Raw genomic sequence first — 25892 nt, forward strand, 5'->3', positions numbered from 1 at the left:
GCGGCACTTGGCAGGCGATGTTGTCAGAACTCCCACCCAGTTGCTGCTGCCAGCGTGGACTGGTTGACGCCGATCACGGTGACGGTGCCGCCGTCGGAGAAAGTGACGGTCGTGTTGCCACCGCTCTCGGTTGCGCCGGAGACGCCGAGCCCGGCCTCAAGCGCGAGCGTATCGGTGCCAGCCATGAAGTCGGTGACCGTCTCGTTCCCGCCGCCGAAACTGAAGACGAACGTGTCCGCGCCGTCTCCGCCTTCGAGCGTGTCGTCGCCCGTATTTCCGGCGAGATAATCGTCGCCCGACTGCCCGTAGAGCAGGTCGTTGCCGCGACCGCCATAGAGTGTGTCGTTACCGAGATTGCCATGCAGCGTGTCGTCGCCCGCATTTCCGTAGACGATGTCTTCGTTCTGTCCGCCATAAAGCGCATCCTCGTTCTCGCCGCCGAACAGGGTGTCGCCGCCGCGGTTGCCATAGAGCACGTCGTCGTCGTTGTTTCCGAGCACGGTATCGCCGTCCTGGCCGCCATAGAGCGTGTCCATGCCGCCGCCGCCGAAGACGCTGTCCGCACCCTGGTTGCCGTAAAGGATGTCCTCGCCGTAGCCGGAGCCGATCGTGTCGTCCCCGCCGCCGCCGGCCAGCGTGTCGTCCTCCGCGCCGAGCGAGATGAATTGCTGCGCATCGTCGCCGACGACATAGTTCTGGCCCGCTCCGCCGGTGACGGTGGCATTGCCCACGATGGCGGCGAACTCGATATTGTCGAGCTGCAGGGTGGAGCCGGACGGCAGGCCAGAGGTGTCGATCACGAAGGCCTCGCCGCCGCTCGAGCCTTGGCCGGTAAGCTGCACCGTCTGCGCAGTGCTTCCGGTTGAGGAGAAGGTGATCGAACGGATATCAATCTCTACGCCTGAATTGCCCGCAAGGAACGTCTGGCCGTGGCCGTCGAGGAAACTCTGCTCGGCGCTGTCCGGTTCCGTCGCCTGGATCTCGCCGGTCAGCGTGGTCCCGGCGGCGCCGGAGGCTTGTGCCGTCGAGGTCCCGGAATTGGTCAGCGCGACCCCGCTCGGCAGCGTCACGGTCACGACATTACCGTTGCCGGTGCCTTCCACCAGCGCGCCGGTCGCCGCCGATCCGCTATTGTTCGCCAGAGTCCGTCCCGTGCCGGTGCCGGCGACATCGGCCGCGCTCCGGTTGTTCACCGAAAATGGATTGCTGGGATTGCTGGGAGTGCTGGAGCCGCTTCCGCTCGTCGTAGGGGCGGAAAAGGTCAGCTCCGTATGGGAGCCGTTCAGCGTCGCATTGATCGTCAGGGAGCCGTTGGTCCCGGAAAGGTTGAGCGTGTTGCCGCCGAGATCCAGCGTGCTGCCGAGCGTGGTGCCGTTCAGGCTGGTCACGTCGGTGCTGAAGACCCGGATCATATCGCCGGCTTCGAGGCCGGAAATTGTGTCGCCGTTGAATTCCGCCTGGGTCCCGGCGAAGGTGTCGGCGCCGGCCTCGCCGATGAGCTGATCGCCGCCGTTGCCCGACCGCAATGAGTCCGCGCCATCGCCGCCATAGAGAATGTCGCTGTCTGCCCCCGCGGAGAGCGAGTCGTTGCCGCTGCCCCCATAGAGCAGATCGTTCCCGGCGTCTCCGGTTAAGTCATCGTTGCCGTCACCGCCGTAGAGCGTATCGTCGTTCGCCCCGCCATCGATGCTGTCATCGTCGGCATTTCCGTAGATCAGGTCGGTCCCGGCCTGACCCGATAGAATGTCCCCGCCCGACCCGCCGTAGAGAACGTCGTTCCCGTTTGCTCCCGATATCACATCCGCCCCGGCGGCGCCGGAAATCGTGTCTTGGCCGTCGGAACCGGTTATCGTGTCGTTGCCGGTCGATGCTGAGAGGGCGACGTTCGTCAGCGTCGTGGCGGAGAAGCTATATGACGAGCCGGACGTTTCGAGCCCCAAGGTTATGGTGCTGCTGTCGCTGCTCTGGATCGTTGTTGTTTTCCCATCTCCGTTGATTGCGGCGACGATTGACTGATTGAGAGTATTTGTCGAGCCGCCGACAAACTGGATCGTATTCCAGCCTGAAATGGCCGAAATGCCGGTCAGATCGGCGCTCCCTTGGGCAAAGACCAGGGTTTCGGTGCCGGAGGTGGCATTGGTCAGATTGGATCCGGGAAGGTGACTGTTCGATGTAACGGTCAGCGTGTCGGCGTTGGTGGTCAACGTGGACGCGCCGGTTATGTTTGTCCCGTTACTCGGGTTGAACCCGGATCCGGTAGTCGTCAGATTAGCCATGGCTTTCTCCTAGTCTAGAACGCTACGGGCTTTTGCCCGGGCGTGAAGTCTGTTGTCTGGTCATCTCCGCTGCGGTAACCGAAGACGAAACGGTCCGCCCTTTTGCCGCCGCATGGCCTAGCGGAAGGGGCGAAGCGGTCCGGATAGGAGGCCTGCGCCGAGGGCGCGAATATGGTTCCGAAGGAGGGCCTGTGGCTCTTTCCGGTCTCCGCGCGGAGGTCTGTTTCGGTAACTAGGACCGGCACACCGACGCCGGCTTCCAGTCCGGCGATGAATGCCTGCGTCGCGCTGCCGCCCCCTGCCGCAGAGAGCATCAGCAGGATGTCTGCGCCGGGTGCCAATGCCGCGCGGATCCTGGCCAAGGTTGCCGCGTTGTGTTCACGCATGAGGCATTTCATCCGCGATCTCGAATGCGTGGGCGCTCCGTGGACGCCCCGGGCCAGAATGGCGATGCGACCGACCGGGGCGGCACGGGAAACGACGGGTGCGATCTCGGTAAGCGGGTCGCCCGCCGGAGAAAGAGGATGAACCTTGGTGCGGGGATCAAGTCCCTCGACCATCAGGCGCGCATGCCGAATCCTGTTATCGACGAAGAGAATGGTCTCGCCATGTGTCATGTCGGAGGTCGGTTCAGTTGGTGCGGACACTGGCGGTGCGGCGCAGGACGGCGTGCCGCGGCCGGAATGACACCCCGGCGAGAGGGGCAAGATTCCGGGACTTGCATCTTGCCGTTTTGAGCTCGGACTGGCGGGCCTCACCGCCCCGTGTCGGATGTGAAGGGATGTCTTCAGGAGTTCCTGGAGCAAACTCTTGCATCTTCTGTTCCTTCTTCGTTCTGAAGAAAGCAAAGTTTTTAATATATATCAAAAACCGATACGTTATTGCATGGAACGCATGAATTTAATTTGTCCTTGTTCCTTTGTTTATCATGACCTTATCATTGATTCGGCTTCTTATTCAGTCATTGATTAAGTATATATGTTTCATGATGTGGGCGCTTCCTTGTGTGTCTCAATTTTTTTTTGTGGATGTCTCAACTCGGTTTTTCGATAATCCGAAAATAGAGCACCGTATGTGGTGCGCGGCCCCAGGAGGGGGAGTTGAAAGCAGAATCTCGGATTCCGTCACTATCGCTCCTGCCGGGTATGCTGCCGCCCGAAGAGCTATTCTGGCATTGGAGTCGGGCGATCACGCCGTACTTCAAATCCGTTCCTCTCGCGGATCCGCGTGATCCGCCGCAAGTGCCTGAATTCAAGATCTACAATGCCGGCGGGTTTCTGTTCATCGACAACAAGTTCTCGGGGCAGAAATTCATCAGGGACAGTTCCTGGCTGCGCCGGAACGATGATTCCGATCATATCGGACTGCAGGTCTTCATCAGCGGCCGGAACAGATGCGAGAATGGCGGTTCGGATTTCGTGATCGACACGGACGGAGTCTATGCCGTCAATCTCGGGTTTGAAGTCGACGCCATTTGCTCCGATGCAGAGGTGCTTTCCATCATTCTGCCGCGAGACCGGGTGGAGGCCGATCTGCCGGTTTTAGCGGAAGCGCGCGGCAAGCTTTTCAGTGGCGACACGACTTCGGGAAAGCTTCTCTCGGGCTTCTTTCATTTACTGCGCACGACGATTCCGACCGCGCCCGCCGGTGATGCTGCGGTTCTGACCGACAGCCTGATGGGGCTGTTGCGGGCGTTGGTCGTGGCTGGCGACGCGTCCTCCGAAGAGGCGCATTCAGGTGTACTCGGCGCGCTGCAGAAATATATCGATGAGAATATCGGAGACCCGGAACTTGGTGTGGAGACGATTTGCGCCCATTTCCGGATGTCGCGGGCAACGCTGTACCGGGTATTGAAGGCAAAGGGGGGCGTGCGGGACTACATTTTGCGCCGGAGACTGATGTTTGTTTTCAGGGCGCTCGCGTCTCCCGCGAATCTCGGGAGAGGTGTTTTCGACATCGCACTCGAACATGGATTCGTCACTGCGGGCCATTTCTCCACCCGGTTCCGCGAGCATTTTGGCATGTCCCCCAGCGAGGCCCGCGAAGCGGCTCGAAGCCATGCCGTGCATGGCAATGAGCTGTTCCGGAAGGGTGATCGAAACGGTCTTTCCGATATCGAGATTATGCAACGCTGGTCCAGGGAACTCGGTGAGTCGAGCAGAGGCGCCCAGTCGGGGGGGGCCTAGACTCGCATTGCGACGGCCTGACCCGGGGCATTTCCAGCGTGATCTTTTTCAAACCGCGGATCACCGAATTGAGATGCGCGGGGCCGGGCGAGGCAAGTCCCGCTATTCGGCCGCGCTCCGGCTCGGCTCCGGTTGGCGGAAGGCCTCGAGGGCCTCGGCCCGTCTCCGGGCGGCATCCTTCAGGTGGCGCTCCTTCACATGGCCGTAGCCGCGGATATGTTCCGGGACCTTCGCCAGCGCCACCGCGGCGGCGTGGTTGTCCGGCGAGAGCGCGGCGGCGACCGTTTCCATATCCGTGAAATATTCCTCGATCAGGCGGCGTTCCGTCTTCCGCTCCCCGGTCCGGCCGAAGGGATCGAAGGCGGTGCCGCGGAGGCCCTTGAAGGCGGTGAGTAGCTTGAAGGCGGTGAAGATCCAGGGGCCGTAGGCGCGCTTCTTCAGGCGGCCGGTCTCCGGATCCTTCTGGGCCAGAAGCGGCGGCGCGAGATTGACCTCGAGCTTGAAGTTCCCCTCGAACTGCTCGTCGAGCTGCTGGCGGAAGGCGGGGTCGGTATAGAGCCGGGCGACCTCGTACTCGTCCTTGTAGGCCATCAGCTTGTAGGCGTAGCGCGCGACGGCCTCGGTCAGTTCTTCCCGGCCGGGCATCGACCGCTCCTCGGCGGCACGGACCTTCGCGACCAGGGAGAGGTAGCGGTCCGCATAGGCCGCGTTCTGGTAGGCGGTGAGCTCGGCTGCCCGGCGCTCGATTTCCTCGTCCACGCTCTTCGAGAGGTCGAGATGCCTCGGCGGCTCGGTGACCGGCGCGGCGGCCTTTTCCACCGCACCGAGATCGTGCGCCGCGCGGCGGCCCCAGAGAAAGGCCTTCTTGTTGAACTCGACTGCGACCCCGTTCAGTTCCACCGCGCGCTCGATCGCGGCGCCCGAGAGCGGGATCAGGCCGAGCTGGTAGGCATAGCCGAGCACGAAGAGGTTGGAGGCGATGCTGTCGCCCAGCAGCGCGGTGGCGATGCGGTTGGCGTCGAGGAAATGGGTCGAGTTCTCGCCGCAGGCCGTCTTCAGCGCCGATTTCACCGTTTCGGCCGGGAACTGCAGGTCCGGATTCTGGGTGAAGGCGCCGTTCATCGTCGCCTGGGTGTTCACGATGGCCGTGGTCTCGCCGAGGCTGACTTTGGAGAGACCCTCGGCGCCCGCGGCGGTGATCATGTCGCAGGCCAGCATCAGGTCGGCCGAGCCGGCGGCGATCCGCACCGCATGCAGCTCGTCCGGTTGCTGCGCGAGGCGGACATGGCTGATGACGGAGCCGTTCTTCTGCGCGAGGCCGATCTGGTCGAGGACGGTGACGCCCTTGTCCTCCAGATGCGCGGCCATGCCGAGCAGAGCGCCGATGGTCACCACGCCGGTGCCGCCGATGCCGGAGATCAGGATGTTGTACGGCTCCTTTAGGGCCGGGATTTCCGGCTCCGGCAGCACCGGGAAAATGTCGGTCTGCCGGGCGGCCGGCTGGGTCCCGGTCTTCTTCCGCACCCGTCCGCCGATCACGTTGACGAAGCTCGGGCAGAAGCCCTTGGCGCAGGAATAGTCCTTGTTGCAGGAGCTCTGGTCGATCGCGCGCTTACGGCCGAACTCGGTCTCGACCGGGGTCAGGGAGACGCAGTTGGACTGCACGCCGCAATCGCCGCAGCCCTCGCAGACCTGCTGGTTGATATAGAGCCGTTTGGCCGGTTCCGGCATCAGTCCGCGCTTGCGCCGCCGGCGCTTCTCGGTGGCGCAGGTCTGGTCGTAGAGGATGATGGTGACGCCCTCGGTCTCGCGCAGTTCCTTCTGCACGGCGTCCAGCTCGTCGCGGTGATGCAGGGTCGCGAAATCCGGCCAATGGGTGCCGAGGGGGTATTTGTCCGGCTCGTCGGTAACGATGCGCAGGGCCGCGACACGCTCGGCGGCAACCTGGTTGGCGATCTCCAGCACCGAGAAGGCGCCTTCCGCCGGCTGGCCGCCGGTCATCGCGACGGCGTCGTTATAGAGGATCTTGTAGGTGATGTTGACCTTGGCGGCGACCGCGGCGCGGATCGCCAGAAGGCCGGAATGGGTGTAGGTGCCGTCGCCCAGATTGACGAACATGTGTTTGTGTTCGGTGAAGGGCGCCATGCCGATCCAGGGCGTGCCCTCGGCCCCCATCTGGGTGAAGGTCTTGGTCTCGCGCTCCGGCATCCAGCTCGCAAGGAAGTGGCAGCCGATCCCGGCGAAGGAGAGCGAGCCGTCCGGCAGCTTGGTCGAGGTGTTGTGCGGGCAGCCGGAGCAGAAATAGGGAATGCGCTGGAAGTCGGTCGCGGGCTTCACCGCGTCCTTCTTGTGCCCGTCGAGAAAGTCGAGCCGTTCGCGGAGACGCGTGTGGTCGTGCAGGCCGAGCAGGCGGCGGGCCAGCACGCGGGCGATCTTTCCGGCGGACAGCTCCCCGTTGGTCGGCATGATGACCGTGCCGGTCTCGTCCTTCTTGCCGATGATCTTCGGACCGCGGCCGTTCAGCTCGTAGAGGATAGCCTTGGCCTGATCCTCGATCAGCGGGCGCTTCTCCTCGATCACGATCAGCTCGTCGAGCCCGGCAGCGAATTGCTTCAGCCCCTCCGGCTCCAGCGGCCAGGGCATTGCCACCTTGTAGACGGCGAGCCCGAGCTCGGCGGCCTCCCGGTCGGAGATGCCGAGATCGTCGAGCGCCTGGCGCACGTCGAGATACGACTTGCCGACGGTGACGATGCCGATCCGCGGCTTCGGACTGGCGAGCATCACCCGGTCGAGCCGGTTGGCGCGGGCGAAGGCGAGCACGGCGGGCAGCTTGAAATCGTGCAGCCGCGCTTCCTGCTCGAGCCAGGGATCCGGCCAGCGCACATTCAGCCCGCCTTCCGGCATCTCGAAACCAGAGGGGGTACCGATTTCGAGCGCCATCGGGTCGATCTCGATCGAGGCGGAGCTGTCCATGTTCTCCGCCGTCGCCTTCAACCCGGCCCAGCACCCGCTGAAACGGGACATGGCGATGCCGTAGAGACCGTAATCGAGCACGTCCTGCACGCCGGCCGGATGGAGCATCGGAATGCAGGCATCCATGAAGGCGTATTCACTCTGGTGCGGAATGGTCGAGGACTTGGCGACATGGTCGTCGCCGGCAATCGCCAGTACGCCACCATGCTTCGAGGTGCCGCAGAAATTCGCGTGTTTGAAGGCGTCGCCGGAGCGGTCGACGCCCGGGCCCTTTCCGTACCAGATGGAGAAGACGCCATCGTATTTGGCGCCAGGATAGAGCTCGGTCTGCTGGCTGCCCCAGACCGCGGTGGCGGCAAGGTCCTCGTTCAGGCCTGGCTGGAAATGGATGTGGTTCTTCTTGACGAACTCGCGGGCGCGCCAGAGCTGCTGGTCGTAAGTGCCGAGCGGTGAGCCGCGGTACCCGGAAATGAAACAGGCGGTGTTGAGCCCGGCCGCGGCATCGCGCTGGCGCTGGGCCATCGGCAGGCGCACCAAGGCCTGGATGCCGGTCATGTAGACCCGGCCCCGATCGAGGGCATATTTGTCGTCCAGCGCGACGGTCTTGAGTGCCGTCATGATCTCTCCCTGGGGGCTGCGGGCGCCGGTTTCTCCAGTCGCTCCGATTGTTTCATTTGCAATTAAGGTATGCCCTCGGCCGGGGGGCGGCAATCGGCGCCGGAAGCGCGTTCGAAAAACGCAAGAAATCGACAAAGCGGCGCGACAGAACGACGCAGATTTTCGTCAATCGGCAAGAGCGCGAAACGAAACGCCGGGAGGCGATCCGGCGACGGCAATTGTGAAATTACCGTTTCGCATGCTTGGCGCCCCGGATTCGTTCCGGCATAAGAAGTCCCGAAAAACAAGGTCTTTCACCGATCCGGAAGAGGTTCATGACGGTACTCCTGACCGGCGCCGCGGGTTTCATCGGCATGCATGTAGCGGAGATCCTGCTGGCGCGGGGGGAGCGCGTGGTCGGGATCGACAATCTGAACAGCTATTACGATCCGGCCCTGAAGCATGCTCGCCTGAAGACGCTGGAAGGGCGGAACGGCTTCACCTTCGAGGAACTGGAGATCGCCGACGACGCGGCGGTCACGGGGCTGACGGAGCGCTATCCGGACATCGACCGGGTGGTGCATCTCGCCGCCCAGGCCGGGGTGCGCTATTCGATTGACCATCCGGGCGACTATGTGCGCTCCAATCTCGTCGGTCATGCCAACATGCTCGAGTTCGTGCGAGGTCTGATGGACCGTCCGGCGGGGTGCAGGAGCTTCGTCTACGCCTCCTCCTCCTCGGTCTACGGCGCCAACAGGGAGATGCCGTTCAGCACCGGGCAGAAGACCGACAGTCCGGTCTCCTTCTACGGCGCGACCAAGAAGGCGAACGAGCTGCTGAGCTATTCCTACGCCCATCTCTACCGGGTGCCGTCGACGGGACTGCGCTTCTTCACCGTCTATGGCCCTTGGGGCCGTCCGGACATGTCGCCCTGGCTTTTCACCAGCGCGATCCTCGAGGGCCGGCCGATCCGGGTCTTCAACAACGGCGACATGATGCGGGACTTCACCTACATCGACGACATCGCCAAGGGCGTCGTCGCGGCGATGGACCATCCGCCATCCGGCGAGGACGGCGCCTGCCCGCACATGGTCTACAATCTCGGCAACAACACGCCCGTGAAGCTGTTGGACTATATCCGGGTGATCGAGGAGGCGTGCGGCGTTCCGGCGATCATGGACATGCAGCCGATGCAGCCGGGCGATGTCTATGCCACCTATGCCGATATCGACCCGGCGGCGCAGGATCTCGGCTACGCGCCGTCAACGCCGATCGGGGTCGGGATCCCGAAATTCGTCGAGTGGTACAAGCGCTATCACGGGGTGTGAGCGCCGGTTCTTTAGAGTAACAAGCGGTCGTCATCCCCACGCAAGTGGGGACCCAGGGATCATAGGGCACCGACCTTGTTCCCTGGGTTCCCGCGTTCGCGGGAACGACGACCGTTTTGGGACGTGGAAGGAGAGACGCTTAGGCCGCGTTGGCCGCAACCTGCGCGGCTTCGCCCGCCTTCAGCTTCGCCGCGACCGACGCGACATGGCGGCCCTGGCTCTCCGCGATCGTCAGTTCGATCTCGTTCGGCGTGCGGCTGCCGTCGGAACCGGCGATCGTGCCGGCGCCGTAGGGGGAGCCGCCGCGCACTTCGCTGATATCGGTCAGTGCCTGTTCGCTATAGGGCACGCCGACGAACATCATGCCGTGATGCACCAGGGTCGGGAGGGTGGAGAGAATGGTGGCTTCCATGCCCGCGCCGGTGCCGGTCGAGGTGAAGACGCTCGCGACCTTGCCGATGAGCGCGCCTTTCGCCCAGAGACCGCCGGTCTGGTCGAGGAAATTGCGCATCTGAGCGGCCATATTACCGAAGCGGGTCGGGGTGCCGAAGATGATTGCGTCGTAGCCGGCGAGCTCCGCCGGTTCCGCGATGGGCGCCACCTGGTCGAGTTTGACGCCGGCATTCTTCGCAACGTCCTCCGGCATCAGTTCCGGGACGCGCTTCACCGTCACCTCGACGCCGCCGACCGATCCGGCGCCTTTCGCAACCGCGCCGGCGAGGGTCTCGATGTGACCGTAGGAGGAGTAATAGAGGACGAGGACTTTGGTCATGGTGGGACTCCAGAGAGGAAAATTCGTTGCCCCCTAGGTGAGCCCATTCCTCTCGCTGGACAATGAGGCTAGATTGAACCGATCTGTTTCTTTCCGGAAACAATATGGCGCAAGGAGAGGTGATGCTGGAGAACCTGACCGGTCTGGTCGTGTTTGCGAAGGTTGTCGAGGAGGGGGGCTTCTCGAAGGCGGCGAGCAGCCTCGGGATATCGAAATCCTCGGTCTCCAAGCAGGTCAGCGCCCTGGAGGACCATCTCGGCACGCGCCTGCTCAACCGGACGACCCGGCGGTTCAGCCTCACCGAGTCGGGGACGTTGCTCTACGAGCGGTGCCAGAGGATCGTCGCCGAAGTGGATGCGGCCGAACGCGAGGCCGGATCGCTGCAGTCGAACCCGAGCGGGCGGCTCAGGGTCACGACCGGAATGTCCTTCGGGCGCCTGCATCTGGCGAAGGTGTTGCCTGATTTCCTTTTCGAATATCCGGATCTCTCGGTCGATCTGGTGCTGAACGACCGCCGGGTCGATCTGGTCGAGGAAGGTTACGACGTCGCGCTCAGGATCGGAAAGCTGGAGGATTCCTCGCTGATCGCCCGTAAGCTCTGCCCGTCGAACCAGGTGACGGTGGCGTCGCCCGGATATCTCTCGAAGCGGGGCGAGCCGAAACATCCCGACGAACTCGCGGGGCACGAGCATCTCGCCTACAGCTATCATAACGAGGGACTATCCTGGACCTACAGGACCGAGGGGAAGGCCCATCAGGTCCGCATCGAACCGCGGATCTTCGCCAATAACGGCGATGCCATCCTGACCATGGCGGAGCAGGGGGCCGGGATTGCGCAGATGCCGACCTTCATCGCCGCGGACTCCATCCGGGCGGGGCGCCTGAAGCCGATCCTGCGGGAGTTCGAAATGGCGCCCTATAACCTATACGCGCTTTATCCGCACGCACGGAACCTGCCGCTGAAGGTTCGGGTCTTCGTCGATTTCCTGCGCCGCAGGTTCCGCAGCGAGCCCGACTGGGACCGGGATGTCGTCGGCTAGCGCCGCGGCCTACCAGTCGTCGCTGACCTTGCCGGTTTTCCTGAAGCTCTCGATCATGCCGGCAAGTTTCTGCCGGTCCTCGCAGCCGACTCCCTCGGCGCAGAGCGCATCGAGCACCGCGAGGCGCTTTTCCGCGTCAAGCACCCGGCCCGTCTCGAGATACAGCTTGCCGGCATAGGAATTCGCGGCGAGATGCCTCGGGTCGAGCTCAAGCGCTTGCTGGTAGGCATGCTCGCTGTCGACATAGCGTTTCAGCTTGCGCAGGCTGAAACCGACGAGGGACCAGGAATCGGCGTCTTCGGGATTCTCTTCCACGAAGGAGCGCATGATCTCGAGACCCTTGGCATAGTCTCCATCCTCGATCGCCTTGACCCCGGTCGTCCAGATCGGCGGCCGTTCGACGGCGCTGTCGGTCTCCGGGAAGACGGCGCCTGCCGGCTGGAGGGCGGCCAGCAGCAGTCCGGTCGCGATCAGTGCGGTTCGCATCATGTCCATCTCCTCCGGCAGTCAAGCATCTGGATTAGCGAAACCTTAGCGCATTTAACAGGCAAGAATGTGGCGCCGCTCACGCGAGAAACCATGGATTTTTCCGCATGAAACTCTGGCAATAGCGGGTCCAGGGGAGCGCGTAGGCGTAGGTCTCGAAACGATCCTGCTCTTCCGGCCCGCGTTCTGGAAGGCTCGTGCGGTAGCGCGCGAGATGGCTCTCCGAGAGTGAGGTAAACCGCGCCTCCAGGGCCGCGTCCGGCTCGAAGCTTCCGTCAAGGCGCGCTTCCATCTCTATGACCGCGTCGAGGATCTCTTCGGGACTGTTGTCCTCCAGAACCACCTCGGCCTGCTCGAAGCCTTCGACGGTGTTCAGCAGGAAGAGGTCCCGTCCCAGCATCTCGTCGTATCCGATCGGCCTGCCGGACTTTTTGTCCCGGTAGGTCTTGAACAGCAACTGGTCGCCGGCATTGAGCCAATGATCCGGCTGGGAATACCCGTTCACCATGACCATCGGCTTATTCAGGATGCGCGCAATCGCTTCCGGCCCGGACGAGCAGGTGATGGCGAAGCGCGCCTCCGCCATGCAGGTGACGTCGAGGATATCGGAATAATCCGGGTGCCGCGGAAGGTCGACCACGAGGTCGCTATCGTGGTCGAGCGGCACCGAACTTGGATCTCCGAGACGGAAAACCCTGAATCCCTTGGCAACGAGATGATCGATTGCGGGTCGATAGGTCTCGATCCTGCTGGCGCGGAAATGGTGATAGGCCATTCCCGGAAGGTAGCCAGTGTCGCGAACATGCAGGACTACGGACGGGCGGTCGTCGCCGAAGCCCATGTTCGCCAGCTTGGCCCGGCCTTCTGCGATCAGGTCTTCCGGTGCCGCCAGGTGTTCGAGAGACCCGCCGCGCTCGAGGTGCAGGACGAAGTCGCGGAACAGGGCGCTCGGTGAAATGACTGCCCAGGTCAGCGGGCCGATATCGACGGGACTGGCATTGAAATGGCCCATCATGACCAGCTTGCGGTTCATGGTTTCGAGGAAGTCGATGCGTGGCTCGTGCAGGCGGCGAACGCCAGCGCTGTGGCCCTGAAAGCGTCTGTCATGGATGATCGCCGCAATGTTCTGATGGCTCTCGCCGAAGAAATTGCGGAGTAAAAACGGTTCCAGGCACATATGTCCGATTCGCGACGCGGCGGGCAGCATATAAGCAAGCGTGCGGCCGCCGCGCTGCATGACCGGAGCGATGGTCTCGACAAGCGCCTTCAGGGTGGCTTCGGAAAAAATCTCACGCGTTGCGTCGATATCGACCGAGGCGAGTTCAGATTTGTTTCCGCTCATCGCTTCCGTTTCGTAATTAGCGCCGCTTACGGCGAGTCTATCGCGGCGGTGCCCGGAGCGACAGGAGGTTGATCGCTCCCGTTGGGTATGTCTGCCGAACCGTATTATCCTTCGGTAATCCAGCGTGGCTAAGTCTTATCCTGGTAAGCGTATTGAGGCACTCCCCCCAAACCAGTGCCATCGCGATCCTGCACGGCACGGTCCCGTTTCTCATTGGCGGTTGATCGGGACGTACCTAAGTCCTATGAACCGCAGACCAGCCAAGGTCGAAAGGCCCGACGTGACGCAGTCCAATCCTTCCAGCCCCGCCTCCGGGAGCCTCTCACTTTCCGTGATCGTTCCGGTCCTGAACGAGGCCGAGAATATTGCCCCGCTGATCGCCGAGATTGAGGCGGCGCTCGACGGAAATTGCAGCTACGAGATCATCTATATCGACGATGCGAGCACCGATCGGACACCGGAGATTCTGAAGGAGCTCAAGTCCTCGCGGCCGCATCTGCGCATCATCCGGCACGATCGGACCTGCGGTCAAAGCGCGGGCCTGAGAAACGGCGTGCTGGCCGCCCGCGGCGAGCTGATCGCGACGCTGGACGGTGACGGGCAGAATGACCCGGCCGACATTCCGAAGCTGCTCGAGAAGTACCGTGAGACCGCGACGGGGGCGCAGCCGGTCATGGTCACCGGCCACCGGGTCAATCGCAGGGACACGGCCTCGAAGCGGTGGGCGTCGAAATATGCCAACAAGCTCAGGCGTTTCCTCCTTAAGGACGACAATCCGGATACCGGCTGTTCGCTCAAACTCTATGCCCGAGAGACCTTCCTGCGCTTTCCCTATTTCGATCACATGCACCGCTTCCTGCCGGCGCTGGCGAAACGGGAGAATTGCGCGGTGCACGTGGTTCCGGTAAACCATCGCCACCGTCAGCACGGCCAGTCGAAATATTCCAATCTCGGCCGCGCTCTGGTCGGCATCCCCGATCTGCTGGGTGTGGCATGGCTGCTGCGCCGAAGTCCGGGACGCCTCGAAGCGAAAGAAATCGACACGTGAACCTCGACGCCTTTTTCGACCTCTCTATCGAAGAGATGGTCATGTTGACCTTCGGATTCGTCGCCCAGGCGCTCTTCGCCGCGCGTTTCATCGTGCAGTGGGTGAAGAGCGAGATCGGCCGCAAGAGCGTGGTGCCGGTGGCCTTCTGGTATTTCAGCGCGGCCGGCGGACTGATGATGCTAATCTACGCAATCTGGCGGAAGGATCCGGTCTTCATCGTCGGTCAATCCACCGGTCTCGTCGTTTATCTGCGCAACCTGCACCTGATCCACCGCGAGAAGCGGGTGGAGCTTTCTGTCGCGAAGGACGGGGCCGGAGACGACTGAGACCGACCGACCCGGACCGTTTCGCAGAAGGTTTTTCGCCTTCTGTCATTTTGCTGCAATCTTTTCGGGGGACACCTTCCCTCTTTTAACGTTCCAGCCTGTCCGAGGTCCTATGTCTGTCTCCCTGGTGAACGCCCGCATTCTTCTCGATGACGGCGCGGTCGAGAAGACCGAGCTCCTGATCGAGGATGGAAAGATCCATAGCATCGGCGGTGGCGGGGGACGCGCCCGGCAGGTCGATCTCGGCGGCCGGTTGCTCTTGCCGGGCATCATCGATCTTCATGGCGACGGCTTCGAGCGCAGCCTGGCGCCGCGGCCCGGGGCGGATTTTCCGATCGACATAGCTCTGATGGATACCGACCGGGCGGTTCTCGGCTCCGGTATCACCACGGCGCTGCTGGCGCAGGGTGTCAGCTGGGAAGGCCGGCTCCGTAGCGGGGCGACGGCCGAACGGATTCTGGATGCGATCGAGCGGGGCAGCCATCGCTTCGGTGCCGATCTGAAGTTCCACCTTCGTTTCGAGATTTTCGCGATGGAGGAGCAGGAGCGCGCCCGCAAATGGATCGAGGACGGCCGTATCGCGATGATGGTCTTCAACGATCACCTGCCGCAATACGAGGAGTCGCTGCGCAACAGTCCCGAGAGGATGCAGCGCTGGTCGCACATCATCGGCATGAGCTTCGACGAGTTCCGGGCCGAGGTGAAGGCTCGGCGGGCCCGGGAAGGGGAGGCCGAGGCCAATGTCCGCGCCATCGCCGATGTGGCCCGCCGGGCCGGGGTGCCGATCGGCTCACACGATGACGATACGCCGGAATTGCGCGCGAAATACAACGAGCTCGGCGCTGACGTCGCCGAGTTTCCGGTGAATATCGAAACCGCCCGGGCCGCGCGAGCGGTCGGCAATCCGGTTGGCATGGGGGCGCCGAACGTGCTGCGCGGCGGTAGCGCGTCGGGCAATGTCTCCGCGCTGGACGTGATCGAGGACGGGCTCTGCGACTACCTGATCTCGGATTATTACTACCCGGCCCAATTCTATGCCGCCTTCAAGCTCGTGGCGGACGGCGTGCTGCCGCTTGGAAAGGCCTGGTCGCTGGTCTCTGCGGGGCCGGCGAAAGTCGGTGCACTCGCCGATCGCGGCAGCATCTCCGTCGGAAAGCGTGCGGACCTGATCGCCGTCGACGATAGCGAACCGGCTCTGCCCCGCGTCGCCGCGTCGTTGGTCGAAGGCCGAACCCGTTACGCGAGTACCGAACTCGGCATGGCGGCAATTCCCGATCTTCTGCCTGCCTGATCGCTTCCGCCACGGCGCAGGGAGTGACAGACTGTCAAAATGGAAGAAGCCACGCCGCTCCTACTGAACGCGCATATCGTGGCCGGCGCGGTCTCTCTCGTCGCGGCCGCGATCGCGATTGCCGCACCGAAAGGCCGTATAGTTCACCGCGTCGCCGGACGGGCCTTCGTGCTGGCCATGACGCTTGTCTTCGCCAGCGCGGTAATGCTCAGCCTGCGGACCAACGATCTCTTCCTGCTGGTCGTCGGGATATTCAGCTACTACATAGTTCTGAGCGGCTATCGGGCGCTCTACCTGAAGTGTCCGGATCGTTCGGCCGATTTGCGATTCCGGCCGGGCGCGCTCGACAAGGGAGCCGCTCAGTTCACGCTGATCGCCTGCTCCGGCATGGCAGCCTACGGTGCGGTTTATTGGTACACACCGCTGGCCACGGTGCTGATGGTGCTGGGCAGCATCGGTGCGCTTATGGCCTTGTTCGATCTGCGCAAGTTCAAAGCCGGGGCGGGGGACGGCAATGGCTGGTTCTTCACGCACATGATCCGCATGCTGGGCGGCACCATCGCCTCGGTCACGGCCTTTCTGGTGACAAATGGCGACATGCTGCCGCCGCTCGTACGCTGGCTTGCGCCGACCGTTATCGGCACCCTTGCGATCACGCTTTGGGTGGCCTGGTACAAGCGAAAGTTCGCGCTGGGTGCGGCACCGGAAAACGTCGCCGAAATCCGGATTGGCGAGCCGTCCGGTGAGGAACCGGAATAGAAGAACGGCAGTCGGGCCTCCGCCGTTCGTCAATGCGGTGTGAAGCCGGTCTAGGCTTCGATCGACACGGTGAACATCATGCCCGCATCCTCGTGGAACACATTATGGCAGTGCAGGACGAACTCGCCGGTGAAGTCGACCTGCTTGCTGACGCTGATGACGCCGGTCCCATCCTTTTGCGCGACCCCGCTCGGGGGATGAGAGTCGAAATAGAGCGTGTCGCGCCAGATCGGCATCTCATAGGTCACCGCTTCCAGCAGATTGGGAATTCCGTTCACTGTCGGACAGCGGGCCGCAAGTTGGAAGGAGTTGATGTGGATGTGGAAAATGTGGGCGCCGGCCTTGCTGTAATTGTACCACCAATCGATGTTGTCGAGCTTGAGCTGGACCTGGGCACCGGGCGGATTTCCCTCCTCGAAATACTTCCCGTTGATGGTGAAGTACGGCTCGTTGTCGACAGGATCGCTGAACGCCATCTCCCGGAAGCCGGTGTGTTTCAGCTGCTCGACAATGTCTTGCCGGGGGGCGATCCCTGAGGGCGGGCGCTGGATCGACTGTTGCTGGAACAGAGCAAGGGTGGGGAGCGTCTGATCCGTACGCGGTTCGTCGATCACCCGCACATTGAAGAGAGGTCCGATGAAGACATTGCCCGGCGTTTTCCCGCTTGAGTTCGGCGACACGACTGTCGGCGCTTCGTCGGTATCGGCGCCCCAAAGGGTGAAATGCCCGGCCTCGGTCGCGTGCACGACCAGATCGAGGCGCTGACCCGCCGCGACATTGATAAGCTCGCCGGTGGTCAGGTATTTGGACGGCATATCCTTCGTCACGTCGTAGTCGATCGCGTAATAGGGCGCGTTCACTTCGGAGGTGCTCGGATCGAACGGCAATGTCAGGGCGATCCCGTCGACCGCGACGGCATAAACGTCGGGTGTCTGCGGAGCGGTGCCCAGGCCGGAGGGATTGGCGAGAGAGACGGTCTTGAATTTCGGGATGATCACCTGGCCGACGGTGGCATTGATGATCCGGAAACGGAGCATCTCGCCTTTCTTCATGGTCAGGGTCGGCTGGTACTGACCGTTTACCAGCATCACCGTCTCGTCCTGGGTCTTGGCCGTCACCGGACATCCCGGGGAAACCTTGTTGCTGGTCGCGTAAAGGAGCGGGTCGAAGACCGCGTTGTCCGGGCGTCCCGACTCCGTCATGTAGTTTGACGTGGTGAAGACCAGAATCCGCTCGTCGGCCTCTGTAATTCCGCAGCGCTCGGCGAGGAGCTGGTCGAAGTCCTTGTCGTCTTTGTCGCTGCGGACGATCAGGGCGCCGGCCATACCCGTCGCGATCTGGGTCGAGACGCTGCCGTGCTTGTGCGGGTGGTACCAGAAGGTACCCACCGGGTGTGTGTCCGGAAGGTCGTAGCGGTAGGAGAACTTTCCTTCGTAGATCTTGCCGTCATCCGGGTCTTTGACATTGCTCGACCCGACGAGGATCAGCACGTCGTCTTCCGGCGCCTTCGGAGATACGTGCAGGCCGTGCGTATGCAGGTTGGTCACCGTGAAAGCGTGCGGTGTGTAGTGAGATTTGGGCTCCATATGCGGAATGAAATAGTCCTGTCCGCATCCGGTGAGTTCGTTCTGCAGGTAGACGCCGGTGCTCTTGCCGCGCACGAAGGTCATGGTCGGTCCGACAGGGCCGGGATTGGACGGGGCCGTGACCGATTGGTCGACGAAGCTGTTGGCCTCGTAGCTCAGGGTCTTGCTTCCGGTATTCAACGGGATGTCGGAACGCGTCTCGCAGGTCAGCGCATAAAGCCGGTCCGCCGGCGTCGCGGGGAAGCCGTTGGTTCTGAGGGTATCCAGATAATCTGTCGCCAGATTGGACGATGTGACCGGTCTCATCTTGTCGGGCTCCGGAAAGGCCTCGCTCCCCCAAGCGAAGCGCGGAACCAGGAGCGGCGTCATTGCCGTTCCGGTCATTGCACCGGCAATTTTCAGGATATCGCGACGTGAAATGGATCTCATGGAATGCCTCCCCTTTTAGATGGCGAAGCATTCTATGGGGGCAAAAATGCCGGACCCAACAACCTTAGATTTTTTAATTCAGAAAACCCGGCCTGAATTTTCACGTTGTGCCGGGCGGCGAACCTGTCTCAGAGCTTCGTTCCGGCCATCGAGAGGATCAGCTTCCATTGCTCGTTCGTCACGGGAACGACGGAAAGCCGGGATTGGCGTACCAGGGCGAAATCCTCAAGCCTCGGCTCGGCCTTGATGTCGGCAAGGGTCACCGGTTTTTCGACCGGCTTCACAGCCTTCACGGTCACCATTCCGAAGCGGCCCTTCGCGTCTGTCGGGTCCGGATGATATTCCTCGATCACCTCGACGATGCCGACGATCTGCTTCTCGTTGACCGAGTGATAGAAGAAGCCGAGATCGCCGACCTTCATGGCCTTCATGTTGTTCGAGGCCTGGTAATTCCGTACCCCGTCCCAACCTTCGCCTACCGCGCCTTTCTTCACCTGATCGTCCCAGGACCAGGTATTCGGCTCGGATTTGAACAACCAGTAGGCCATCGGTCATATCTCCTTGAAGGTCAGGAAGCGGACGGTCCCGCGTCCGCGAATTCCCAGCCGACCGGCCGGGAGAGAAGCTCTTTGACTACGGTGCCGGGATCGATGCCGCGGTTCAAGACCGCATCGACACCCTCCGCGATCGGCATTTCGACTTCGAGGGTCCGCGCCCGCCGGTGCAGCGAGGCGGCGGTGAAGACGCCCTCGACCACGGAAGGGCTGCGGCCGAGGATTGCCTCGAGCGCTTCACCCTTCCCGAGACGGGCGCCGAGAGAGAAATTGCGCGAGGTGGTGCTGGAGCAGGTGAGCACGAGATCGCCGATACCGGAGAGGCCCATCAGCGTCTCGGCCCGCCCGCCGAGTGCGACGGCGAAGCGCGTGGCCTCGGCGAGACCGCGTGTGATCAGGGCGGCACGGGCATTTTCCCCGAGTTCCATGCCGGCCACGATTCCGGCGGCGATGGCCAGTACGTTCTTGACCGCACCGCCGACCTCCGCGCCGACAAGGTCGGTCGAACCGTAGGGCCGGAAGGTCCGGGTTCCGAATGCCTCGATCAGGGCCAGAGCGAGGCGTTCGTCGGGTGCCGCGAGGGTCACCGCCGTCGGCTTGCCCGCTGCCGCCTCGCCGGCGAAGCTAGGCCCGGAAAGAACGGCGGCGGGATTGTCCGGCAGCATTTCGGCCAGAACTTCGCTCATCGTCTTGTCGGTCGTGTTCTCAATGCCCTTGGCAGCGGAAACGAGCGGCAGTCCTGGCGGAATTTCGAAGCTGGAGAGCGCCGCTCGCATATGCTGCGCCGGTACGACGAGCAGGAGCACGTCGGCACTGTCGATCGCCTCGGCGGGATCGCTCGTGACGGCCAGGTCGTCCGGCAGCGCGATCCCCGGAAGATAGACCGCATTTTCCCGGCTGCGGCGAATCTCGTCGGCCTGCTCGGGCCGTCGGGTCCAGAGGGTGACCTTGCGGCCCGCCCGGTGAGCCTCCAGCGCCAAAGCGGTGCCCCAGGCACCTGCGCCGAGAACGGCGATCCTGTCTATGGTCATGCTTTCACTCCCGCGCCGATGGCTTTCGGAGCGACAGGATCGAGGGGCCAACGCGGGCGGGGCGCGAAATCGAGCGAATCCACCTCGCCGGCGCGCAGCCGTTCGATCCCGGCCCAGGCGACCATCGCCGCATTGTCGGTACAGAGTCCGATCGGCGGCGCAACGAAATCCATGCCGCTTTTCTCCGCGAGCGCGGAGAGTGCCGCGCGCAGTCGCTTGTTGGCGGCGACGCCGCCCGCGACCACGAGGGCATGCCCCTTGCCATGTTCCTGGGCAAAGATCCGGACCGCGTTGCGGCTGCGGTTCACGAGGCTCGCCGCGACGGCTTCCTGAAAGGCTGCGGCGATATCGGCGATGTCCTGTTCGCACGGCTCGCCGAGCGCGGTCACTTTCTGTCGGACGGCGGTCTTGAGGCCGGAGAAGGAGAAGTCGCAGCCGGGTTTTCCGACCATAGGCCTCGGCAGATCGAAGCGCTCCGGGTTGCCGCGTGCCGCCGCTCTCTCGAGCTCCGGGCCGCCGGGATAGCCCATGCCCAGCAGCTTTGCCGTCTTGTCGAAGGCTTCGCCGACCGCGTCGTCGATCGTGGTGCCGAGGCGCCGGTACTTGCCGAGGCCCTCGACGGAGATCAGCTGGCAGTGACCGCCGGAGACAAGCAGCAGCAGATAGGGAAAGGGAACGTGGTCTGTCAGCCGGGCGGTGAGCGCGTGCGCTTCCAGGTGGTTCACCGCGAGATAGGGGATGCCGCGCGCCATGGCGATGGCTTTCGCTGTCATGGTGCCGACCAGCACGCCGCCGATAAGGCCGGGACCACCGGTCGCGGCCACCGCGTCCAGATCCTCGAACCCGACCTCCGCGTCCCGCAAGGCACGGTCTATCACCGGCTGCAGATGATCGAGATGGGCCCTCGCGGCAATTTCCGGCACTACGCCGCCGAACGGCGCATGATCCTCGATCTGGCTGAGGACGACATTGGCAAAAATCCTCCCCTCTCCGTCGACAAGTGCGGCGGCGGTCTCGTCGCAGCTCGTCTCGATCCCGAGCACGAGCGGGGTCTCCGGGAGTTCTCTTTGCGCTTCCAATGCCATGCGCACCGGTCTACACAGTCCGCCCATGGAAGACCAGTCGAAAGCAGAAGCCCTGATCCGCCTCGGCACGCGCGGCTCGAAACTCGCGCTCGCCCAGGCTTACGAGACCAAGAGACGCCTCGGCGGAGCGTTCCCCGAACTGGCCCCGGATCACGCGGTCGAAATCGTCGAGATCAAGACCACAGGCGACAAGGTCCAGGACCGCGCGCTGGCGGAGATCGGTGGCAAGGGCCTCTTCATGAAGGAGATCGAGGCGGCTCTGCTGGAGCGCCGGATCGACATCGCCGTACATTCCACCAAGGATGTCGAGACCTTCCTCACCGAGGTCACCGAACTCGCGGCGATCTTGCCGCGCGAAGACCCGCGCGACGCGCTCGTCTCTCCGGTTGCGAAGACTATTGACGAGCTCCCGGAAGGCGCGGTCATCGGCACGGCCTCGGTCCGCCGGGCGGCGCAGCTTCTGGCGCGGCGGCCGGATTTCAAAACCATACTCTATCGCGGCAATGTCCAGACCCGTCTGCGCAAGCTCGAGGAAGGCGTCTGCGATGCGACCCTGCTTGCTTATGCGGGACTGAAGCGGCTCGATCTTGCCGACCGGGCGACCCGCGTTCTGGAGCCGGAAGAGATGCTGCCCGCAGTCGCCCAGGGGGCGATCAGCGTGCAGTGCCGAAGCGGCCTGACGGATGACGACCGGCGCATCCTCGACTGGGTCAGGGCGATTAACGACGCGGAAAGCGAAACCCGGGTCCGGGCGGAGCGGGCGATGCTGGCACGCCTCGACGGCTCCTGCCGTACTCCGATTGGCGGCCTCGCGGAACTCACTGGCAACGGAGTGCTCCGACTCAGGGGCTGTCTTGCCGCCATCGACGGCTCGGCACTCTACTCGGCCGAGGCGACTGGACCAGCGGACGATCCCGAAACCCTCGGGGAAGCGGTCGGAGAGGAGCTTATCGCTCAGGCCGGTCCGGCCTACAGGGTCTGAGACCGGTGCGCATCCTCGTCACGCGGGCGTTGGAGGATGCGCAGGATCTGGCGGATGAACTTTCCGCAGACGGGATCGAGTCGATCCTCGCCCCGATGCTATCGGTCGAATTTCTGGAGCCGCGGGCTGCTGCCGCCGACGTCGTGGCTGCCTATGCCATTACCAGCCGAAATGGGGCGGAGGCTTTGGGGCGCTGCACCACCGATCGGGCGACACCGGTTTTCGCGGTCGGAGAGGCGACAGCAGAGCGTCTCCGGGAACACGGTTTCGCCAAAGTAGAAAGTGCAAACGGCGATGCGGCGGCGCTCGCGGCGTTGATCCGGCGGCGGGTGGAACCTGAGGCCGGTCCGCTCGTTTTCCTTAGTGCGGAGACCGTAGCGGGCAATCTTGAAGCCGGGCTCCTCGACGCCGGATACGATCTGCGGCGCATCGTCGCTTACCGGAGCGAGCCCGCGCACGAATTGCCGAGAGAAGCAGCGGAGGCGCTGCGCAAAGGGCAACTTGACGGCGCGCTGTTTTTCTCGCCGAGAACGGCGCGGACTTTCGTGTCGCTTGTCGAGGGCGCTGAATTGACGGCATCCTGTAACGGGATGACGGCCTACTGCATCAGCGACGCGGTTGCGGATAGCGTTCGGGCGCTGCCGTGGAGCGCGGTAAGGGTGGCCGCTGCACCGACCAAAAGGGATTTACTCTCCCTTTTGGCGGACCATGTCACAAAGATGCCCGAATAAAAGGGCTGATTCCGCTGCAGTCCGATGTTTCGATGCCAGCGGAGCCGGATTGGGAGGCGGCACATAGCGTGTCGCGAAGTTGGAAAGATCTGAGGCGATGAGCGATCCGAAGAGCGAGAACGGCAAGATCTCCGACAAGGAGGCCGTCGAGGCCTTGAAGGACGGCGAAGGGGCGACGGTGATCGATGCCGAGCCGGTCGGGGAACTGACCGCGAAGAAGGTTTTCTCCTCCCGCACCAAGGTGATCGGAATTCTCGTCGTTCTGCTGCTGCTGACAGGCGGTGTTGCGGCGGCGCTTTATCCGCTCTGGCAGGACGATGCCGAGGCCTTCGTCGCCAAAAACGGAATCCCGGTGACTGTGCCCGAGGTTCCTGAAAACGGATTCTACAACACGGTGGAGGACGTGATCGCCTTCCTGCGCGGTACGCCCGCCGAACCCGCGGCGAAACAGGCCGCTGAAGCTCAGCCCGCTGCCGAACCGGAGCCCGATCCGTTGACCGTGATGGCAGGGCGTATCGGCGAACTGGAGGCGCAGATCGCAACGCTCGTGGAGGAACTCCAGGAAGCTCGGAGTGCCTCTTCCGATGCCTCCCGGTCCGCTGACGAGACGAAGGCGGCGATCGCGCTGCTCAACAGCGAACTCTCGGCCAAACCGGCGGTGGGACAGGAAGAACTGGCGGTTCTGGCAGAGCGCATCGAGGCGATGGAACGGCGTGTTGACGAACTCGCCTTGCCGCCGGCCGGTGGGGCCGGGAGCGGCTCCGGCAATGCCGGCGTGAATGAGGTGCTTCTGACCACGATCGGCGCGCTGCGCGAGCGGATCGCGGCACTGGAGGCCGAGGACAAAGTCTCGACCACGGATCTCGATGCCGTCGCCGTGCGGATCGAGAATGCCGAGAGCGGTGCCGGTGAGCGCATCGCGTCTCTTGAGGCCGAACTCGCCTCGGTGCGTCAGCTGGCCGAAAAGCGCGCGCCGGAGCGCGAGCGTGCGGGACTGCTTCTCCTTGCGGTCGGGCAGCTCGAAGCGGTGACGGTCACGTCGGGCGGCTTTGCGGGACAGCTCGCGTCGGTGAAGGATCTGGCGACGGACGCCGGTCCGGTCGTTGCCGATGCGATTTCGGTCCTTGAGGATCGTAGTGGCGGGGTCGCGACCTTGGCCGCACTGACCGAACGTTTCGACGATGTGGCCAAGGCCGTCAGCCAAGCGAAGATCGCAGGCAGCGACGAGGGCCTGATCGGCAAGACGCTGAATACCGTCGCCTCTCTCGTTACCGTACGGCGCACCGACGTCGCGGAAGGCCCCGGCATCGATGCCATTCTGGTGCGGGCCGAAACGGCGATCGCAGCGGACGATCTCGCCGGCGCCGTTGCCGCGCTGGAAGAGCTGAGCGGCGCCCCGGCGGAGCGGGCATCCGGCTGGCTCTCGGCCGCGAAAGCACGGTTGGCTGTGGATGCGGCGGTGGCGGAGCTCCGCGGCGCGGCTCTGGCCTCGGTCGCGAAGGCGGGATAGGCCCATGTTTAGGATTTTCGGGTTTCTCGTGCTCGTCGGCGCGCTGACCTTCGCCTCGATCCAGCTCGCGGACAATCCCGGCCGGATCTCGGTCGAATGGCTGGGCTACCGCATCGATACTTATTTCGGCGTGGCGCTGCTCGCGCTGCTTGTCGGGCTCTATCTGCTGCTGATCGTTTACCGGCTGATCCGCGGCGTCCTCGGGCTGCCGGGCGGGTTCCTGGATCGCCGCGCGGCCAAACGCCGGGACGACGGAGTGAGCGCGCTCAGTCTCGGCATGGCGGCGATCGCCGCGGGCGACGCGGAAGAAGCCCGCAAACAGGCACGCCGTGCGGAGCGGTTGCTCGACGATCCGTCGAAGACGCGCATTCTCTCCGCCCAGGCGGCCGCGCTCGGCGGCGATACGGAGGCGGCCGGGCGGTATTTCGATGCGCTGATCGAGAGCCCCGAGACCAAATTCGTCGGCCTCACCGGGAAGCTGCGTCAGGCGCTGGAGACCGGTGATCGGGAGGCGGCGCTGGCGCTTGCCCGCCAGGCCCGCAATCTGCGGCCGGATTCCGGTTTCGCGGCGCGCACGCTCTTCACGCTGGAAACCGAGGCGGAAGATTGGGACGAGGCGCAGAAGACGCTGTTCGACGCCGTGCGCCGGGACCTGATCCCGGAGGACGAGGCCAAGCGCTACCGGATCGCGATCGACATGGAGCGTGCGCGCCTGCAGGAAGTCGAGGGCCGTATGGAGAACGCGACCGATTTTGCGCTCCGTGTGTTGAAGGTGGATCCCGCGTTCGCGCCGGCGGTGAAGATCGTCGTGGCGTCGGATGTCGCAAAGGGCCGGACCCGCAAAGCCCAGAAGCTGCTGGAAGAGGGGTGGAAAGAGGCTCCCCATCCGAGTTTCGCGCGGCTCTATGCGGATCTCTGGCCGGAAGACGATCTCGGCCAGCGCTTGAAGCGGGTCGAGAAACTTGTCGGCGAGCGGCCGGCAAGTACGGTCGGCCGCATCGCGTTTGCGGAGGCGGCGGTCGCCGCGGAAAACTGGAGCGCCGCGCGTGCGGCGCTCGACGGCATTCCTCCGGCGGAACGCAGCGCCGGAATCTACAGATTGCAGGCCTATCTCGCCCAGGCCGAGGACGGCAACGCGACCGAAGCGCGGGCCATGCTCGAACGGGCCTCTGCCGCGGCCCCGGACCCGACCTGGACCTGTTCCGACTGCGGCGCAACCGCAGAGGTCTGGACCGTGTCCTGCGGCAATTGCGGGCATTTCGCGAGCCTCAGCTGGAAGCAGCCGCCACGGGTTTCGACCCTTGTCAGTTTGCCCCCGGAAGCCGAGGCCGTGCCTGCGGTTCCGGAAGAGCTGCTGATCGCGGCGGAGCCGGACTCCGTGGAGGCGCCGGCGCCTGATCCGGCGCCAGAACCTGAACCGGAAGTCACTCCGGAACCGGAAGCGCCGACCGCCGAAGATGGCAGCGTTCCGCCGGCAGAGGCGAAAAAGACGAAGCAGACTCCCAATCCCGAAGACGTGGTGCGTCGTCTCGCGTGACTCTTACTGCAGAGTGAGTTAAA

The 25892-nt window shown here is 63.6% G+C and carries 21 protein-coding genes; 11 read left to right on the forward strand and 10 right to left on the reverse strand.

Annotated features, from left to right (window positions below):
* Positions 1-23: 23 nt before the first annotated feature.
* Together NUH88_RS13900 and NUH88_RS13905 are read right to left on the reverse strand one after the other, a co-directional pair.
* Complete coding sequence (locus NUH88_RS13900) at positions 24-2276, reverse strand: calcium-binding protein (protein WP_257767008.1); 2253 nt, start codon at positions 2274-2276, stop codon at positions 24-26.
* A 14-nt stretch (positions 2277-2290) separates the two neighbouring features.
* Positions 2291-2893, reverse strand: a complete 603-nt coding sequence (locus tag NUH88_RS13905) for a DUF4347 domain-containing protein (RefSeq protein ID WP_257767009.1) — start codon at positions 2891-2893, stop codon at positions 2291-2293.
* 801 nt (positions 2894-3694) lie between these two features.
* Here NUH88_RS13905 and NUH88_RS13910 point away from each other — a divergent pair.
* A complete protein-coding gene (locus tag NUH88_RS13910; RefSeq protein ID WP_257767010.1) occupies positions 3695-4462 on the forward strand; it encodes a helix-turn-helix domain-containing protein in 768 nt (255 codons plus the stop codon).
* Between the two features lie 102 nt (positions 4463-4564).
* Here NUH88_RS13910 and NUH88_RS13915 read toward each other — a convergent pair whose 3' ends face one another.
* Positions 4565-8053: an indolepyruvate ferredoxin oxidoreductase family protein gene (locus tag NUH88_RS13915; RefSeq protein ID WP_257767011.1), complete on the reverse strand. Its 3489-nt coding sequence runs from the start codon at positions 8051-8053 to the stop codon at positions 4565-4567.
* Positions 8054-8367: 314 nt separating this feature from the next.
* Between NUH88_RS13915 and NUH88_RS13920 the strand changes: the two genes are divergently transcribed.
* Positions 8368-9360 carry an NAD-dependent epimerase/dehydratase family protein gene (locus NUH88_RS13920; RefSeq protein WP_257767012.1) on the forward strand — a complete coding sequence of 331 codons (993 nt, stop codon included), beginning with the start codon at positions 8368-8370 and terminating at the stop codon, positions 9358-9360.
* A 139-nt stretch (positions 9361-9499) separates the two neighbouring features.
* Here NUH88_RS13920 and wrbA read toward each other — a convergent pair whose 3' ends face one another.
* Positions 9500-10132 carry an NAD(P)H:quinone oxidoreductase gene (gene wrbA, locus NUH88_RS13925; RefSeq protein WP_257767013.1) on the reverse strand — a complete coding sequence of 211 codons (633 nt, stop codon included), beginning with the start codon at positions 10130-10132 and terminating at the stop codon, positions 9500-9502.
* Between the two features lie 104 nt (positions 10133-10236).
* On the opposite strand from wrbA, the gene NUH88_RS13930 reads away from it, so the two are divergent.
* On the forward strand, positions 10237-11172 hold the full coding sequence (locus NUH88_RS13930; protein WP_257767014.1) for a LysR family transcriptional regulator: 936 nt from the start codon (positions 10237-10239) through the stop codon (positions 11170-11172).
* Positions 11173-11181: 9 nt separating this feature from the next.
* Here NUH88_RS13930 and NUH88_RS13935 read toward each other — a convergent pair whose 3' ends face one another.
* Together NUH88_RS13935 and NUH88_RS13940 are read right to left on the reverse strand one after the other, a co-directional pair.
* The gene (locus tag NUH88_RS13935; protein ID WP_257767015.1) at positions 11182-11661 is read right to left on the reverse strand and encodes a tetratricopeptide repeat protein; all 480 of its coding nucleotides are present in this window, start codon (positions 11659-11661) and stop codon (positions 11182-11184) included.
* 76 nt (positions 11662-11737) lie between these two features.
* Positions 11738-13000 (reverse strand): TIGR04372 family glycosyltransferase, encoded by a 1263-nt coding sequence (locus NUH88_RS13940; protein ID WP_257767016.1) that lies wholly within the window; start codon positions 12998-13000, stop codon positions 11738-11740.
* Positions 13001-13244: 244 nt separating this feature from the next.
* Here NUH88_RS13940 and NUH88_RS13945 point away from each other — a divergent pair, with 244 nt between their 5' ends.
* The 4 genes from NUH88_RS13945 (at position 13245) to NUH88_RS13960 (ending at position 16424) form a co-directional block, all read left to right on the forward strand.
* Positions 13245-14048, forward strand: coding sequence for a glycosyltransferase family 2 protein (locus NUH88_RS13945; RefSeq protein WP_257767017.1), 804 nt, complete (start codon positions 13245-13247; stop codon positions 14046-14048).
* Positions 14045-14374 carry a lipid-A-disaccharide synthase N-terminal domain-containing protein gene (locus NUH88_RS13950; RefSeq protein ID WP_257767018.1) on the forward strand — a complete coding sequence of 110 codons (330 nt, stop codon included), beginning with the start codon at positions 14045-14047 and terminating at the stop codon, positions 14372-14374. Before NUH88_RS13945 ends, NUH88_RS13950 begins: the two co-directional genes overlap by 4 nt.
* A 112-nt stretch (positions 14375-14486) precedes the next feature.
* Positions 14487-15665: an alpha-D-ribose 1-methylphosphonate 5-triphosphate diphosphatase gene (locus NUH88_RS13955; protein ID WP_257767019.1), complete on the forward strand. Its 1179-nt coding sequence runs from the start codon at positions 14487-14489 to the stop codon at positions 15663-15665.
* Between the two features lie 39 nt (positions 15666-15704).
* Positions 15705-16424 (forward strand): hypothetical protein, encoded by a 720-nt coding sequence (locus tag NUH88_RS13960; RefSeq protein WP_257767020.1) that lies wholly within the window; start codon positions 15705-15707, stop codon positions 16422-16424.
* A 50-nt stretch (positions 16425-16474) separates the two neighbouring features.
* On the opposite strand, the gene NUH88_RS13965 is transcribed toward NUH88_RS13960, so the two are convergent.
* From NUH88_RS13965 to tsaD, 4 genes are all read right to left on the reverse strand, one after another.
* Entirely contained in the window at positions 16475-18439 is a 1965-nt protein-coding gene (locus NUH88_RS13965) for a multicopper oxidase family protein (RefSeq protein WP_257767021.1), read from the reverse strand.
* A 128-nt stretch (positions 18440-18567) separates the two neighbouring features.
* Positions 18568-18987 carry an EVE domain-containing protein gene (locus NUH88_RS13970; RefSeq protein WP_257767022.1) on the reverse strand — a complete coding sequence of 140 codons (420 nt, stop codon included), beginning with the start codon at positions 18985-18987 and terminating at the stop codon, positions 18568-18570.
* Between the two features lie 20 nt (positions 18988-19007).
* Positions 19008-20024: an NAD(P)H-dependent glycerol-3-phosphate dehydrogenase gene (locus NUH88_RS13975; RefSeq protein WP_257767023.1), complete on the reverse strand. Its 1017-nt coding sequence runs from the start codon at positions 20022-20024 to the stop codon at positions 19008-19010.
* On the reverse strand, positions 20021-21109 hold the full coding sequence (tsaD, locus tag NUH88_RS13980; protein ID WP_257767024.1) for a tRNA (adenosine(37)-N6)-threonylcarbamoyltransferase complex transferase subunit TsaD: 1089 nt from the start codon (positions 21107-21109) through the stop codon (positions 20021-20023). Before tsaD ends, NUH88_RS13975 begins: the two co-directional genes overlap by 4 nt.
* Before the next feature lie 25 nt (positions 21110-21134).
* Here tsaD and hemC point away from each other — a divergent pair, with 25 nt between their 5' ends.
* The 4 genes from hemC to NUH88_RS14000 all read left to right on the forward strand — a co-directional run bounded on the left by hemC (position 21135) and on the right by NUH88_RS14000 (position 25869).
* Positions 21135-22091 carry a hydroxymethylbilane synthase gene (hemC, locus tag NUH88_RS13985; RefSeq protein ID WP_257767025.1) on the forward strand — a complete coding sequence of 319 codons (957 nt, stop codon included), beginning with the start codon at positions 21135-21137 and terminating at the stop codon, positions 22089-22091.
* A gap of 5 nt (positions 22092-22096) precedes the next feature.
* A complete protein-coding gene (locus NUH88_RS13990; RefSeq protein ID WP_257767026.1) occupies positions 22097-22822 on the forward strand; it encodes a uroporphyrinogen-III synthase in 726 nt (241 codons plus the stop codon).
* A gap of 97 nt (positions 22823-22919) precedes the next feature.
* Positions 22920-24332, forward strand: a complete 1413-nt coding sequence (locus tag NUH88_RS13995) for a COG4223 family protein (protein ID WP_257767027.1) — start codon at positions 22920-22922, stop codon at positions 24330-24332.
* A 4-nt stretch (positions 24333-24336) separates the two neighbouring features.
* Positions 24337-25869: a heme biosynthesis protein HemY gene (locus NUH88_RS14000; RefSeq protein WP_257767028.1), complete on the forward strand. Its 1533-nt coding sequence runs from the start codon at positions 24337-24339 to the stop codon at positions 25867-25869.
* The last annotated feature ends 23 nt before the right edge of the window (positions 25870-25892 follow it).

It is taken from the genome of Nisaea acidiphila (genome assembly GCF_024662015.1).
GTDB classification, from domain to species: Bacteria; Pseudomonadota; Alphaproteobacteria; order Thalassobaculales; family Thalassobaculaceae; genus Nisaea; species Nisaea acidiphila.

Bases quoted from the DNA above. Each gene is read 5' to 3' on its own strand.
- NUH88_RS13900 (WP_257767008.1), bottom strand. From the start codon at position 2,276: ATGGCTAATCTGACGACTACCGGATCCGGGTTCAACCCGAGTAACGGG.
- NUH88_RS13905 (WP_257767009.1), bottom strand. From the start codon at position 2,893: ATGACACATGGCGAGACCATTCTCTTCGTCGATAACAGGATTCGGCAT.
- NUH88_RS13915 (WP_257767011.1), bottom strand. From the start codon at position 8,053: ATGACGGCACTCAAGACCGTCGCGCTGGACGACAAATATGCCCTCGAT.
- NUH88_RS13920 (WP_257767012.1), top strand. From the start codon at position 8,368: ATGACGGTACTCCTGACCGGCGCCGCGGGTTTCATCGGCATGCATGTA.
- wrbA (WP_257767013.1), bottom strand. From the start codon at position 10,132: ATGACCAAAGTCCTCGTCCTCTATTACTCCTCCTACGGTCACATCGAG.
- NUH88_RS13930 (WP_257767014.1), top strand. From the start codon at position 10,237: ATGGCGCAAGGAGAGGTGATGCTGGAGAACCTGACCGGTCTGGTCGTG.
- NUH88_RS13935 (WP_257767015.1), bottom strand. From the start codon at position 11,661: ATGATGCGAACCGCACTGATCGCGACCGGACTGCTGCTGGCCGCCCTC.
- NUH88_RS13940 (WP_257767016.1), bottom strand. From the start codon at position 13,000: ATGAGCGGAAACAAATCTGAACTCGCCTCGGTCGATATCGACGCAACG.
- NUH88_RS13945 (WP_257767017.1), top strand. From the start codon at position 13,245: ATGAACCGCAGACCAGCCAAGGTCGAAAGGCCCGACGTGACGCAGTCC.
- NUH88_RS13955 (WP_257767019.1), top strand. From the start codon at position 14,487: ATGTCTGTCTCCCTGGTGAACGCCCGCATTCTTCTCGATGACGGCGCG.
- NUH88_RS13960 (WP_257767020.1), top strand. From the start codon at position 15,705: ATGGAAGAAGCCACGCCGCTCCTACTGAACGCGCATATCGTGGCCGGC.
- NUH88_RS13965 (WP_257767021.1), bottom strand. From the start codon at position 18,439: ATGAGATCCATTTCACGTCGCGATATCCTGAAAATTGCCGGTGCAATG.
- NUH88_RS13970 (WP_257767022.1), bottom strand. From the start codon at position 18,987: ATGGCCTACTGGTTGTTCAAATCCGAGCCGAATACCTGGTCCTGGGAC.
- NUH88_RS13975 (WP_257767023.1), bottom strand. From the start codon at position 20,024: ATGACCATAGACAGGATCGCCGTTCTCGGCGCAGGTGCCTGGGGCACC.
- tsaD (WP_257767024.1), bottom strand. From the start codon at position 21,109: ATGGCATTGGAAGCGCAAAGAGAACTCCCGGAGACCCCGCTCGTGCTC.
- hemC (WP_257767025.1), top strand. From the start codon at position 21,135: ATGGAAGACCAGTCGAAAGCAGAAGCCCTGATCCGCCTCGGCACGCGC.
- NUH88_RS13995 (WP_257767027.1), top strand. From the start codon at position 22,920: ATGAGCGATCCGAAGAGCGAGAACGGCAAGATCTCCGACAAGGAGGCC.
- NUH88_RS14000 (WP_257767028.1), top strand. From the start codon at position 24,337: ATGTTTAGGATTTTCGGGTTTCTCGTGCTCGTCGGCGCGCTGACCTTC.